The sequence below is a fragment of the Citrobacter europaeus genome (assembly GCF_037482245.1).
Classification (GTDB): domain Bacteria; phylum Pseudomonadota; class Gammaproteobacteria; order Enterobacterales; family Enterobacteriaceae; genus Citrobacter; species Citrobacter europaeus.
The window spans coordinates 4994665-5008249 of record NZ_CP148084.1 but is presented as its reverse complement, the minus strand read 5'-3'; the positions used below and the strand labels follow the sequence as shown (position 1 = coordinate 5008249).

The window sequence follows — 13585 nt, the reverse complement described above, 5'->3', positions numbered from 1 at the left end:
AAAATGACAATATTGAATCACACCCTCGGTTTCCCTCGCGTTGGCCTGCGTCGCGAGTTGAAGAAAGCGCAAGAAAGCTACTGGGCGGGAAATTCCTCCCGTGAAGATTTGCTGACAGTTGGCCGCGAGCTGCGTGCCCGCCACTGGGAGCAGCAAAAGCAGGCGGGGGTTGACCTGCTGCCGGTGGGCGATTTTGCCTGGTACGATCACGTCCTGACCACCAGTCTGTTGCTCGGCAACGTTCCGGCTCGTCATCAAAATAAAGATGGCTCTGTCGATATCGACACCTTATTCCGCATTGGCCGTGGCCGCGCACCAACGGGTGAACCCGCGGCGGCGGCAGAAATGACCAAATGGTTTAACACCAACTATCACTACATGGTGCCCGAGTTCACCAAAGGTCAGCAGTTCAAACTGACCTGGACCCAACTGCTGGATGAAGTGGACGAAGCGCTGGCGCTCGGTCACAAGGTGAAGCCTGTGCTGTTGGGACCGGTAACTTATCTGTGGCTGGGGAAAGTGAAGGGCGAACAGTTTGACCGCCTGAGCCTGTTGAACGATATTCTGCCGGTTTACCAGCAGGTGCTGGCTGAGTTGGCGAAACGCGGTATTGAGTGGGTGCAGATTGATGAACCTGCGCTGGTACTGGAGCTGCCGCAAGCGTGGCTGGATGCTTTTAAACCGGCTTATGACGCCCTGCAAGGCCAGGTGAAGCTGCTACTGACCACCTACTTCGAAGGCGTAACGCCAAACCTGGATACCATTGCCGCGCTGCCGGTGCAGGGGCTGCACGTTGACTTCGTGCACGGCAAAGATGATGTCGCCGAGCTGCATAAACGTCTGCCTGCCGACTGGCTGCTGTCAGCGGGTCTGGTGAACGGTCGCAACGTCTGGCGCGCCGATCTCAGCGAAAAATATGCGCAAATTAAAGATATCGTCGGGAAACGTGACCTGTGGGTGGCTTCCTCCTGCTCTCTGCTGCATAGCCCAATCGATCTCAGCGTGGAAACCCGCCTTGATGCAGAAGTGAAGAGCTGGTTTGCCTTCGCGCTGCAAAAATGTGGCGAGCTGGCGCTGCTGCGCGATGCGTTGAACAGCGGCGATACGGCGGCAATTGTGGAATGGAGCGCACCGATCCAGGCGCGTCGTCACTCTACCCGCGTGCACAACGCCGCAGTGGAAAAACGTCTGGCGGCGATCACCGCCCAGGACAGCCAGCGCGCCAACGCTTATCAAGTTCGCGCCGAGGCACAGCGTGCCCGTTTTAATCTGCCGGCATGGCCGACCACGACTATCGGCTCATTCCCGCAAACCACCGAAATTCGTGGTCTGCGTCTGGACTTCAAAAAGGGCAACCTGGATGCCGGTAACTACCGCACCGGTATCGCAGAACATATCAAACAAGCGATCGTTGAACAGGAACGTCTGGGGCTCGATGTGCTGGTGCACGGTGAAGCCGAGCGTAACGACATGGTCGAGTACTTTGGCGAACACCTTGACGGTTTCGTCTTTACCCAAAATGGTTGGGTGCAGAGCTACGGCTCTCGCTGCGTGAAGCCGCCGGTGGTGATTGGCGATGTCAGCCGCCCGGAAGCGATCACCGTTGAGTGGGCGAAGTATGCCCAGTCGCTGACCGACAAACCGGTAAAAGGCATGCTGACGGGGCCGGTGACCATTCTCTGCTGGTCATTCCCGCGTGAAGACGTGACGCGTGAAACCATCGCTAAGCAGATTGCGCTGGCGCTGCGTGACGAGGTAGCGGATTTGGAAGCGGCGGGTATTGGCATCATCCAGATTGATGAACCGGCGCTGCGCGAAGGTCTGCCGCTGCGCCGCAGCGACTGGGCAGCGTATCTGGAGTGGGGCGTGGAAGCCTTCCGCATTAACGCGGCGGTGGCGAAGGATGAAACCCAGATCCACACCCACATGTGTTATTGCGAGTTCAATGACATCATGGATTCCATTGCGGCGCTGGACGCGGACGTGATCACCATTGAGACGTCACGCTCTGATATGGAACTGCTGGAATCGTTTGAAGAGTTCGACTATCCGAACGAAATCGGGCCGGGCGTATACGATATTCACTCGCCGAACGTCCCGAGCGTGGAGTGGATTGAAGCCCTGCTGAAGAAAGCCGAGCAGCGTATTCCGGCTGAGCGTCTGTGGGTGAACCCGGATTGCGGCCTGAAAACGCGCGGCTGGCCGGAAACGCGGGCGGCGCTGGCTAACATGGTCAAAGCAGCGCAGAATCTGCGTCAGGCGTAATTCGGTGCCCGGGAAGCGCTGGCGCTTGCCCGGGTTATTGGAAATCGCAACAGTTGTAGGCCCGGTAAGGTGTTACTGCCACCGGGCAATTAACGTTTATTTCTTCCCGCCGTATTGCGCGAACCACTCCAGCATCCTCTGCCAGCCGTCTTTCGCGGACTCTTCGTGATAGCTCGGGCGATAATCGGCGTTAAAAGCATGTCCGGCATCGGGATACACTACGATTTCCGCTTTTGCATTGGCGGCGCGCAGCGCCTGACGCATTGTTTCAACGGTATCTTGCGGAATACTGGTGTCCTGGCCGCCATACAGTCCCAGAACGGGGGCGTTAAGATCGGTCGCGATATCAACGGGATGTTTCGGCGAGTTGAGGGTTTTATCACCTACCAGCTTGCCGTACCACGCCACCGCCGCTTTTAACTGCGGATTATGTGCGGCATACAGCCAGGTGATGCGTCCACCCCAGCAGAATCCGGTGATCATCAACTGGTGGGCATCTCCTCCATTTCGCGATGCCCAACTGGCGACATGATCCAAATCGGCCAATACCTGAGAGTCAGGCACTTTGGCGACAAGACCGCTGAGTAGCGTAGGGATATCGGCAAAGTCATTGGGATCGCCTTCGCGAAAATAGAGTTCTGGTGCGATAGCCAGATACCCTTCCAGAGCCAGACGGCGGCAAACGTCACGAATGTGTTCATGAATGCCAAAAATTTCCTGCACGACAATAACCACGGGCAGGGGGCCATCGGTCTGTTTTGGTCGTGCGTGATACGCTGGCATATCATCGCCTTGTGACGGTATGGACGTTACCCCGGCGATAATTGCGTTATCCGGAGTGTGGACCGTGGTAGACGTCGGTGGAGATACAGCAGGTGCAAAGCCAGATTGTCGTGTTGTCATGGTATTCTCCGTACCCTTAAATATTCAGCCAAAAAGCGCATTGTTAACTATAGACACATGCAACGAACCACATTGCCTTAAACGGTCTATCTTTTGTGCAAGGCTTCCTTACATCGCATCATTTATGTGATATGCGTCACTATTATATGGTAATTGAATGCAATTGATTTACATCATAGTGATGGCTGTCACGAAAATATGTTTATGCCTTCGGTAAAGTGTGTTTTTGCTTCTTCTGACAAAACCGATTCACAGAGGAGTTTTTATGTCTAAGTCTGATGTTTTTCATCTCGGCCTCACTAAGAACGATTTACAAGGGGCTACGCTTGCTATCGTCCCTGGCGACCCGGAGCGTGTGGAAAAGATCGCCGCGCTGATGGATAAGCCGGTTAAACTGGCATCTCATCGCGAGTTCACTACCTGGCGTGCTGAGCTGGATGGTAAAGCCGTGATCGTGTGCTCTACCGGTATCGGCGGCCCGTCCACCTCTATTGCCGTAGAAGAACTGGCACAACTGGGCATTCGTACCTTCCTGCGTATCGGTACGACTGGCGCTATCCAGCCGCATATCAACGTGGGTGATGTACTGGTTACCACTGCATCTGTTCGTCTGGACGGTGCAAGCCTGCATTTCGCGCCAATGGAATTCCCGGCCGTTGCGGACTTCGAGTGCACCACCGCGCTAGTGGAAGCAGCGAAATCTATCGGCGCTACCACTCACGTGGGCGTTACCGCGTCTTCTGACACCTTCTATCCGGGACAGGAGCGTTATGACACCTTCTCTGGTCGCGTCGTGAGCCGTTTCAAAGGCTCAATGGAAGAGTGGCAGTCTATGGGCGTCATGAACTACGAAATGGAATCTGCGACGTTGCTGACCATGTGCGCAAGCCAGGGTCTGCGTGCCGGTATGGTTGCGGGTGTTATCGTGAACCGTACTCAGCAAGAGATCCCTAATGCGGAAACGATGAAACAAACGGAAAGCCACGCGGTGAAAATCGTGGTGGAAGCCGCGCGTCGTTTACTGTAATTCTCCCGTCTATTCAAAAAGGCCGACGCGTTCGGCCTTTTTATTTTGCGTAGTGCCTCGCAGGAAATTCCTTTTAAACTGGACGTTTATACAGCACAATTCTATTTTGTGCGGGTAAGCCGTTGCTGTAAGGGGAGCGTTGTGGATATTTCAATTATGATGAGTGCCGTGCTGGCGTTAGCCGCAGGGTTGTTGGTGGGATGGCTCGCAACAAAAGCGCACGCCGACAGGATCCGTGCCGACCTCATCGAAGAGCGACGTGAAATAGATATTGCGCTAAGCGCCGCCCGCCAGCAGCTTTCTCAGGAAGCTCACTGGCGTGATGAGTGCGAACTCCTCAATAACGAATTGCGCAGCCTGCACAGCATCAACACCTCTCTCGAAGCCGATCTCCGTGAAGTCACCACCCGGCTGGAAGCGACGCAGCAGCATGCGGAAGATAAAATCCGCCAGATGATCAACAGCGAACAGCGGCTGAGCGAACAGTTTGAAAATCTGGCGAACCGTATTTTTGAGCACAGTAACCGTCGCGTAGATGAGCAAAACCGGCAAAGTCTGAACAGCCTGCTGGCACCGCTTCGCGAACAACTGGACGGTTTTCGACGTCAGGTTCAGGATAGCTTTGGTAAAGAGGCGCAGGAGCGCCATACCCTGGCGCACGAAATTCGTAATCTACAGCAACTGAACGCGCAGATGGCGCAGGAAGCGGTAAACCTGACGCGGGCATTAAAAGGCGATAACAAAACGCAGGGCAACTGGGGTGAGGTCGTACTCACGCGGGTGCTTGAGGCTTCTGGTCTGCGCGAAGGCTATGAATACGAAACCCAGGTCAGTATCGAGAACGACGCCCGTTCGCGGATGCAGCCTGATGTCATCGTCCGGCTGCCGCAGGGTAAAGATGTGGTGATCGATGCGAAAATGACGCTGGTCGCCTATGAACGCTATTTTAACGCTGAAGATGAATACACCCGCGAGAGCGCGTTGCAGGAGCACATTGCCTCGGTGCGAAACCATATTCGTTTGCTGGGGCGCAAAGACTATCAGCAGCTCCCGGGGCTGCGCACGCTTGACTATGTGCTGATGTTTATCCCCGTTGAGCCTGCTTTTTTACTGGCCCTCGACAGACAGCCCGAACTGATTACCGAAGCGCTTAGAAATAACATTATGCTGGTGAGCCCTACCACGCTGTTGGTGGCGTTGCGCACGATCGCCAACCTGTGGCGCTACGAGCATCAGAGTCGTAATGCGCAACAAATTGCCGATCGGGCCAGCAAACTTTATGACAAGATGCGATTGTTTGTGGATGATATGTCGGCAATTGGCCAAAGCCTGGATAAAGCCCAGGATAACTACCGACAGGCGATGAAAAAACTTTCTTCAGGCCGTGGAAACGTCCTGTCGCAGGCAGAAGCGTTTCGCAGTTTAGGTGTAGAAATTAAGCGCGAGATTAATCCTGAGCTGGCTGAACAAGCCACTACGCAGGATGAAGAATACCGCTTGCGCTCGGTCCCTGAGACGCAACAGGATGAACCTTACCCTGATGATGAAGCGGTAAATCAGCAATCAAACTAGTTCGTTTGGGGTAGTTGAACCGGGCAGAAGGGTAGGGCAAATTGGCCCAATCTGTTACACTTCTCGAACATTTTTTGGATGAGCAGGCACTGAGATGGTGGATAATTCACAAGAAACGACGCACTTTGGCTTTCAGACCGTCGCTAAAGAGCAGAAAGCTGACATGGTGGCCCACGTTTTTCATTCTGTGGCGTCTAAATATGACGTTATGAATGACTTAATGTCATTTGGCATTCATCGTTTGTGGAAGCGCTTCACCATTGACTGCAGTGGCGTGCGTCGCGGGCAAACCGTTCTCGATTTGGCGGGCGGTACCGGCGATCTGACGGCAAAATTCTCTCGCATGGTAGGCGAAACCGGCAAAGTTGTGCTGGCGGATATCAATGACTCAATGCTCAAAATGGGACGCGAAAAGCTGCGTAATATCGGCGTAGTGGGTAACGTTGAGTACGTTCAGGCGAACGCGGAAGCACTGCCTTTCCCTGACAACACGTTTGACTGCATCACCATCTCTTTCGGTCTGCGTAACGTAACGGATAAAGACAAAGCATTACGCTCCATGTATCGCGTGTTGAAACCGGGCGGACGCTTACTGGTGCTGGAGTTCTCCAAACCGATTATCGAACCGCTGAGCAAAGCTTACGACGCCTACTCTTTCCATGTTCTGCCACGCATTGGTTCCATGGTGGCAAGCGACGCAGATAGTTATCGCTATTTGGCGGAGTCTATCCGCATGCATCCCGATCAGGACACCTTAAAAGCTATGATGCAAGATGCCGGGTTCGAAAGCGTTGATTATTACAACCTGACGGCAGGTGTCGTTGCGCTGCATCGTGGTTACAAGTTCTGACAGGAGATTGGGGATGCCTTTAAAACCCTTAGTGACCGCCGGCGTTGAAAATTTGCTCAACAGCTTTCTGTACCGTTCTCCTGCGCTTAAGTCAGCCAGAACGCGCTTACAGGGCAAAGTTCTGCGTGTTGAGCTCAAAGGATTTTCAACACCGTTAGTGCTGGTGTTTAGTGAGCGCCAGGTCGATGTGCTGGGGGCATGGGAAGGCGAAGCCGATTGCACCGTAATCACACATGCCAGCGTGTTACCGAAATTACGCGACCGGCAGCAACTAACCACGCTTATCCGCAGCGGTGATCTGGAAGTTCAGGGCGATATCCAGATCGTGCAGAATTTTGTCGCACTGGCCGATCTGGCGGAGTTTGATCCCGCAGAACTGTTAGCGCCCTATACCGGCGATATTGTCGCGGAAGGGGTTAGCAAAGTATTGCGTGGTGGAGCGAAGTTCCTGCGCCATAACATTCAGCGCCAGCAGCGCTATGTTGCCGAAGCGATCACCGAAGAGTGGCGTATGGCTCCGGGTCCGCTTGAGGTTGCATGGTTTGCAGAGGAAACGGCAGCCGTTGAGCGTGCGGTTGAATCCCTGGCTAAACGGCTGGAAAAACTGGAGGCCAAATGACGCCAGGTGAAGTACGGCGCCTTTATTTCATCATACGCACTTTTTTAAGCTACGGCCTTGATGAACTCATCCCCAAAATGCGTATCACGCTGCCGATCCGGTTGTGGCGCTACTCGCTGTTCTGGATGCCCAACCGACATAAAGACAAACCGCTGGGAGAAAGGCTGAGGCTCGCTTTGCAGGAACTCGGCCCGGTGTGGATCAAATTTGGGCAAATGCTCTCTACCCGTCGTGACCTTTTCCCTCCGCACATCGCCGATCAGCTAGCGCTATTGCAGGATCGGGTTGCCCCATTCGATGGGCAAAGAGCCAAAGAACAAATCGAAGAGGCGATGGGTGGGCTACCCGTTGAGGAATGGTTTGATGATTTTGAGATCACGCCGCTGGCATCTGCGTCTATTGCTCAGGTTCACACCGCGCGACTGAAATCGAATGGCAAAGAGGTGGTGATCAAAGTTATTCGCCCGGACATACTGCCGGTAATCAAAGCAGATTTGAAACTGATCTACCGCCTTGCTCGTTGGGTTCCTCGTCTGCTCCCAGATGGCCGCCGCCTGCGACCAACCGAAGTGGTCCGTGAATATGAAAAAACGTTGATTGATGAGCTGAATCTGCTGCGTGAGTCGGCGAACGCAATTCAACTGCGACGTAATTTTGAAGACAGCCCAATGCTGTACATCCCGGAAGTGTACTCCGACTATTGCAGTCAGAATATGATGGTGATGGAGCGCATTTACGGTATTCCCGTTTCAGATGTCACCACGCTTGAGAAGAATGGCACCAATATGAAGCTGCTGGCTGAACGTGGTGTTCAGGTCTTCTTTACTCAGGTATTCCGCGATAGCTTTTTCCATGCGGACATGCACCCTGGGAACATTTTCGTGAGTTATGAGCACCCTGAAAACCCGAAATACATTGGTATTGATTGTGGGATTGTGGGGTCTTTAAACAAAGAAGATAAGCGTTACCTGGCTGAAAACTTCATCGCGTTCTTTAACCGCGACTACCGCAAAGTTGCTGAACTGCACGTTGATTCTGGCTGGGTTCCGCCGGATACCAACGTAGAAGAGTTTGAATTCGCCATTCGTACCGTGTGCGAACCGATTTTTGAAAAACCGCTGGCGGAGATTTCCTTTGGTCATGTGCTGTTGAATCTGTTCAACACTGCGCGCCGATTCAACATGGAAGTTCAGCCTCAACTGGTCTTACTACAGAAGACGTTGCTGTACGTTGAAGGCGTCGGACGACAGCTCTACCCGCAGTTAGATTTATGGAAAACGGCCAAGCCTTTCCTCGAGTCCTGGATCAAAGATCAGGTCGGTATTCCGGCGCTTGTCAGAGCATTTAAAGAAAAAGCACCGTTCTGGGTCGAAAAAATGCCAGAAATACCTGAACTGGTGTATGACAGTTTGCGCCAGGGCAAATATTTACAGCACAGTGTTGATAAGATTGCCCGCGAGCTTCACGCGAATCATGTACGCCAGGGACAATCCCGTTATTTATTGGGCATTGGCGCAACATTGTTGCTAAGTGGAACATTCCTGCTGGTAAGCCGTCCTGAGTGGGGGCTTATGCCGGGTTGGTTAATGGCAGGCGGCGTCTTAGCCTGGTTGATCGGCTGGCGCAAAATGCGCTGAATTTTTCATCGCCCAAGGCAGGTCGTGTAACGTATACTACGGCCTTATTAATTCATCATCTATGACAGAGGAACATGTATGGGTGGTATCAGTATTTGGCAGTTGTTGATCATTGCCGTCATCGTTGTACTGCTATTTGGCACCAAGAAACTCGGCTCCATCGGTTCCGATCTTGGCGCGTCGATTAAAGGCTTTAAAAAAGCGATGGGTGATGATGAGCCTAAGCAAGATAAAACCAGCCAGGACGCTGATTTTACTGCTAAATCCATCACCGATAAGCAGGGCGAAGTGAAAAAGGAAGACGCCAAAAGCCAAGATAAAGAGCAGGTATAATCCGTGTTTGATATCGGTTTTAGCGAACTGTTATTGGTGTTCGTTATCGGCCTCATCGTCCTGGGGCCGCAACGATTACCCGTAGCGGTAAAAACGGTTGCTGGCTGGGTTCGTGCTTTGCGTTCCCTGGCGACTACTGTTCAGAATGAACTGACCCAGGAGCTTAAGCTTCAGGAGTTTCAGGACAGCCTGAAGAAAGTAGAGAAAGCGAGCCTGACAAATCTGACCCCGGAGCTGAAAGCCTCAATGGATGAGCTGCGTGAAGCGGCAGAGTCGATGAAGCGTTCTTACAGCGTGCACGATCCTGAGAAAGCGAGCGATGAAGCGCACACTATCCATAACCCGGTAGTGAAAGAAGCGGAAGCGCAGCGAGAAGGGGTTACCCCTGCCGCCGCAGAAAACCAGGCCAGTTCGCCGGAGCAAAAACCGGAATCCACGGGTGCTAAAACGCCAGAGCCAACGGAAAACACTTCCGCAACGTTAATGGATGCAGATAAGAAAGCTGCCGCACCTGTTGTCGAATCCTCCCCCTCGTCGAGTGATAAACCGTAAACATGGCTGTAGAAGATACCCAACCGCTCATTACGCATCTTATTGAACTGCGTAAGCGACTCCTGAACTGCATTATTGCGGTAATCGTGATCTTTCTGGCGTTGGTTTACTTTGCCAACGACATTTACCATATGGTTGCGGCGCCGCTGATTAAACAGATGCCGCAGGGTGCAACGATGATCGCCACCGATGTGGCCTCGCCGTTCTTTACCCCAATAAAGTTGACCTTCATGGTGTCGCTGATCCTGTCAGCGCCAGTGATCCTCTACCAGGTGTGGGCATTTATTGCGCCTGCTTTGTATAAACATGAACGTCGACTGGTTGTGCCGCTGCTGGTTTCCAGTTCGTTGTTGTTCTACATCGGCATGGCATTTGCCTATTTTGTCGTCTTTCCGTTGGCGTTTGGTTTTCTGGCCAACACGGCTCCGCAAGGCGTGCAGGTATCGACGGACATTGCCAGCTATCTCAGTTTCGTAATGGCGCTGTTTATGGCTTTCGGTGTCTCTTTTGAGGTTCCGGTCGCCATCGTGCTGCTATGCTGGATGGGCATTACGACGCCTGATGATTTACGCAAGAAACGCCCTTACGTTGTGGTGGGCGCATTTGTCGTCGGGATGCTACTGACCCCGCCAGATGTCTTCTCGCAAACGCTGTTGGCGATACCGATGTACTGCCTGTTCGAGGTGGGGGTTTTCTTCTCTCGTTTCTATGTCGGTAAGCGACGTACGCGAGATGAGGACAACGAGGCTGAAGAAGCAAAAGAAGCCGAAACCACCGAGAAAACTGAAGAATAAACTCAACCGCCCGTCAGGGCGGTTGTCATATGGGAGGAAGCATGTTTGATATTGGCGTTAATTTAACCAGTTCACAATTTGCAAAAGACCGGGATGAGGTCGTGGCGCGGGCCTTTGCTGCGGGCGTAAACGGTATGCTTCTGACCGGAACAAACCTGCACGAAAGTCAGCAGGCTTTAAAGCTGGCGCAGCATTATCCACATTGCTGGTCTACGGCTGGCGTGCACCCGCATGACAGCAGCCAATGGCAATCCTCAACGGAAGACGAGATTATCGCGCTGGCAAACCAGTCGAAGGTGGTTGCAATTGGTGAGTGCGGCCTGGATTTCAATCGAAATTTCTCCACGCCGCAGGAGCAAGAACGTGCTTTTGAGGCGCAGCTGCGCATTGCTGCTGAACTGCAGATGCCGATTTTCATGCATTGTCGGGACGCCCATGAGCGTTTTCTGACGTTGCTGGAACCGTGGCTGGACAGCCTGCCTAGCGCGGTGCTGCACTGTTTCACCGGCTCGCGCCAGGAGATGCAGGACTGCGTGGACCGAGGGCTTTATATTGGTATCACCGGGTGGGTCTGTGATGAGCGCCGGGGAATGGAACTGCGTGAGCTGCTGCCGTTTATTCCGGTAGAACGACTGCTGGTAGAAACCGATGCGCCTTATCTACTCCCTCGCGACTTAACGCCTAAGCCGACGTCACGACGCAATGAACCGGCGCACCTGCCGCATATTCTTGAGCGTATTGCCCACTGGCGCGGGGAAGATCCTCAATGGCTGTCAGCCACCATTGATGCCAACGTCAGAACGCTGTTCGAAGTGACCTTCTAACCGCCTTATATTTTTCGAAAACCGGTGTTTTTCACGCTCTGCTTAATCTCTTTATTCAACAGGTTAAGCAGTAGCATGGAACGCGCTTCGCCATCCGGTTCGGTGAAGATCGCTTTTAGCCCTTCAAACGCCCCTTCAGTGATAATCACACTGTCCCCAGGCTGCGGCGTTTGCGGATCCACAATACCTTCAGGCTTGTAGATAGAAAGCTGGTGAATAACGGGAGAAGGGACAGTTGCAGGCGTCGCGCCAAAACGGACGAAATGGCTGACACCACGCGTGGCGTTGATGGTGGTGGTGTGGATCACTTCCGGGTCGAACTCGACAAACATGTAATTAGGGAATAGTGGTTCACTGACTGTGGTACGTTTACCGCGCACTATTTTTTCCAGGGTGATCATAGGCGTCAGGCAGTTCACCGCCTGCCTTTCCAGGTGTTCCTGGGCTCGCTGAAGTTGCCCACGTTTGCAGTACAGTAAATACCAGGATTGCATAATAACTCTTATCCGCTTGTTCTGAGCGCCAGCATAGCAAAAGCCATGAGTTAAGTTAATTATACCCGCCTCAAAGCAGGCTGAAACCCAATGGGTATATACTCCCGGGGCTTATATGTATCGCCAGAGTTCACGCTAATTTAACAAAAATACAGCATCGCAATGATGAACGCCGTATAATGAAGCGCTTACGAAGAGGCCACAATGGACGCCATGAAATATCACGATTTACGCGACTTCCTGACGCTGCTTGAACAGCAGGGCGAGCTCAAACGCATTTCGCTTGAGGTGGATCCCCACCTGGAAATTACTGAAATTGCCGATCGCACTCTGCGTGCCGGTGGGCCTGCGTTATTGTTTGAGAATCCTAAAGGTTATTCAATGCCGGTGCTGTGTAACCTGTTTGGCACACCAAAGCGTGTTGCGATGGGGATGGGGCAAGAAGATGTCTCGGCGCTACGGGAAGTCGGTAAACTGTTGGCGTTTTTGAAAGAGCCAGAGCCGCCGAAAGGATTCCGCGATCTGTTTGATAAGCTGCCGCAGTTTAAGCAGGTGTTGAACATGCCGACTAAGCGGTTGCGCGGTGCGCCTTGTCAGCAAAAAATCTACTCAGGCGATGACGTCGATTTAAACCGAATTCCGATTATGACCTGTTGGCCGGAAGATGCCGCGCCACTGATTACCTGGGGGCTAACCGTAACGCGTGGCCCGCATAAAGAGCGGCAGAATCTGGGCATCTATCGCCAGCAGCTGATTGGTAAAAACAAGCTTATTATGCGCTGGTTGTCCCATCGCGGCGGCGCGCTTGATTATCAGGAGTGGTGCGCGGCGCATCCGGGTGAACGCTTCCCGGTTTCTGTGGCCTTGGGAGCAGACCCGGCAACAATTCTGGGCGCTGTTACACCTGTCCCGGATACGTTATCTGAATACGCATTTGCCGGACTGTTGCGCGGCACCAAGACCGAAGTGGTCAAATGTATTTCCAACGATCTGGAAGTGCCTGCCAGCGCTGAAATCGTGCTGGAAGGGTATATCGAACCGGGTGAGTTGGCCCCGGAAGGGCCGTATGGCGATCATACCGGCTACTACAACGAAGTAGATAGCTTCCCGGTCTTTACCGTCACGCACATTACCCAGCGCGAAGATGCGATTTATCACTCTACCTATACCGGACGTCCGCCAGATGAGCCCGCGGTACTCGGCGTGGCGCTGAACGAAGTTTTCGTTCCTATTCTGCAAAAGCAGTTCCCGGAGATTGTCGATTTTTACCTGCCTCCGGAAGGCTGTTCATATCGTCTGGCCGTAGTGACGATGAAAAAACAGTACGCTGGTCATGCCAAACGCGTCATGATGGGTGTCTGGTCGTTTTTGCGCCAGTTTATGTACACCAAATTTGTTATTGTTTGCGATGATGACGTCAACGCACGCGACTGGAATGATGTGATTTGGGCAATTACTACCCGTATGGACCCTGCCCGGGATACGGTACTGGTAGAGAATACCCCAATTGATTACCTGGACTTTGCCTCGCCGGTTTCCGGTCTTGGTTCAAAAATGGGGCTGGATGCCACTAATAAATGGCCGGGCGAAACCCAACGCGAATGGGGACGTCCGATTAAAAAAGATCCTGAAGTAACTGCGCGTATTGACGCAATTTGGGATGAACTGGCCATCTTTAATGACGGCAAAAGCGCCTGAGGCGCGATCGTTTTGCC

The 13585-nt window shown here is 53.0% G+C and carries 13 protein-coding genes; 11 read left to right on the top strand and 2 right to left on the bottom strand.

Features of this window, described 5'->3' with window-relative positions:
- Nucleotides 1-3: 3 nt before the first annotated feature.
- Nucleotides 4-2265 (top strand): 5-methyltetrahydropteroyltriglutamate--homocysteine S-methyltransferase, encoded by a 2262-nt coding sequence (gene metE / locus WHR59_RS23445; RefSeq protein ID WP_181634186.1) that lies wholly within the window; start codon nucleotides 4-6, stop codon nucleotides 2263-2265.
- A 96-nt stretch (nucleotides 2266-2361) separates the two neighbouring features.
- Here metE and WHR59_RS23440 read toward each other — a convergent pair whose 3' ends face one another.
- Nucleotides 2362-3168 carry a dienelactone hydrolase family protein gene (locus WHR59_RS23440; protein ID WP_040230086.1) on the bottom strand — a complete coding sequence of 269 codons (807 nt, stop codon included), beginning with the start codon at nucleotides 3166-3168 and terminating at the stop codon, nucleotides 2362-2364.
- Nucleotides 3169-3433: 265 nt separating this feature from the next.
- Between WHR59_RS23440 and udp the strand changes: the two genes are divergently transcribed.
- From udp to tatD, 9 genes are all read left to right on the top strand, one after another.
- Nucleotides 3434-4195 carry a uridine phosphorylase gene (gene udp / locus WHR59_RS23435; protein WP_003828923.1) on the top strand — a complete coding sequence of 254 codons (762 nt, stop codon included), beginning with the start codon at nucleotides 3434-3436 and terminating at the stop codon, nucleotides 4193-4195.
- Between the two features lie 141 nt (nucleotides 4196-4336).
- Complete coding sequence (gene rmuC, locus WHR59_RS23430; RefSeq protein WP_087052392.1) at nucleotides 4337-5767, top strand: DNA recombination protein RmuC; 1431 nt, start codon at nucleotides 4337-4339, stop codon at nucleotides 5765-5767.
- A 94-nt stretch (nucleotides 5768-5861) separates the two neighbouring features.
- On the top strand, nucleotides 5862-6617 hold the full coding sequence (gene ubiE, locus WHR59_RS23425) for a bifunctional demethylmenaquinone methyltransferase/2-methoxy-6-polyprenyl-1,4-benzoquinol methylase UbiE (protein WP_003017897.1): 756 nt from the start codon (nucleotides 5862-5864) through the stop codon (nucleotides 6615-6617).
- A 13-nt stretch (nucleotides 6618-6630) separates the two neighbouring features.
- The gene (gene ubiJ, locus WHR59_RS23420; RefSeq protein ID WP_043018998.1) at nucleotides 6631-7236 is read left to right on the top strand and encodes a ubiquinone biosynthesis protein UbiJ; all 606 of its coding nucleotides are present in this window, start codon (nucleotides 6631-6633) and stop codon (nucleotides 7234-7236) included.
- A complete protein-coding gene (gene ubiB / locus WHR59_RS23415; protein ID WP_043018999.1) occupies nucleotides 7233-8873 on the top strand; it encodes a ubiquinone biosynthesis regulatory protein kinase UbiB in 1641 nt (546 codons plus the stop codon). The genes ubiJ and ubiB overlap by 4 nt, the downstream gene beginning before the upstream one ends.
- A 78-nt stretch (nucleotides 8874-8951) precedes the next feature.
- Nucleotides 8952-9206, top strand: a complete 255-nt coding sequence (gene tatA / locus WHR59_RS23410; RefSeq protein WP_003017888.1) for a Sec-independent protein translocase subunit TatA — start codon at nucleotides 8952-8954, stop codon at nucleotides 9204-9206.
- A gap of 3 nt (nucleotides 9207-9209) precedes the next feature.
- The gene (gene tatB / locus WHR59_RS23405) at nucleotides 9210-9758 is read left to right on the top strand and encodes a Sec-independent protein translocase protein TatB (RefSeq protein ID WP_043019000.1); all 549 of its coding nucleotides are present in this window, start codon (nucleotides 9210-9212) and stop codon (nucleotides 9756-9758) included.
- Between the two features lie 2 nt (nucleotides 9759-9760).
- Nucleotides 9761-10552 carry a Sec-independent protein translocase subunit TatC gene (tatC, locus tag WHR59_RS23400; protein WP_043019001.1) on the top strand — a complete coding sequence of 264 codons (792 nt, stop codon included), beginning with the start codon at nucleotides 9761-9763 and terminating at the stop codon, nucleotides 10550-10552.
- 41 nt (nucleotides 10553-10593) lie between these two features.
- A complete protein-coding gene (tatD, locus tag WHR59_RS23395) occupies nucleotides 10594-11376 on the top strand; it encodes a 3'-5' ssDNA/RNA exonuclease TatD (protein ID WP_181634185.1) in 783 nt (260 codons plus the stop codon).
- A 5-nt stretch (nucleotides 11377-11381) separates the two neighbouring features.
- On the opposite strand, the gene rfaH is transcribed toward tatD, so the two are convergent.
- Nucleotides 11382-11870 (bottom strand): transcription/translation regulatory transformer protein RfaH, encoded by a 489-nt coding sequence (rfaH, locus tag WHR59_RS23390; RefSeq protein ID WP_043019003.1) that lies wholly within the window; start codon nucleotides 11868-11870, stop codon nucleotides 11382-11384.
- Between the two features lie 204 nt (nucleotides 11871-12074).
- Here rfaH and ubiD point away from each other — a divergent pair, with 204 nt between their 5' ends.
- The gene (gene ubiD / locus WHR59_RS23385; protein WP_003828905.1) at nucleotides 12075-13568 is read left to right on the top strand and encodes a 4-hydroxy-3-polyprenylbenzoate decarboxylase; all 1494 of its coding nucleotides are present in this window, start codon (nucleotides 12075-12077) and stop codon (nucleotides 13566-13568) included.
- Nucleotides 13569-13585: the final 17 nt, after the last annotated feature.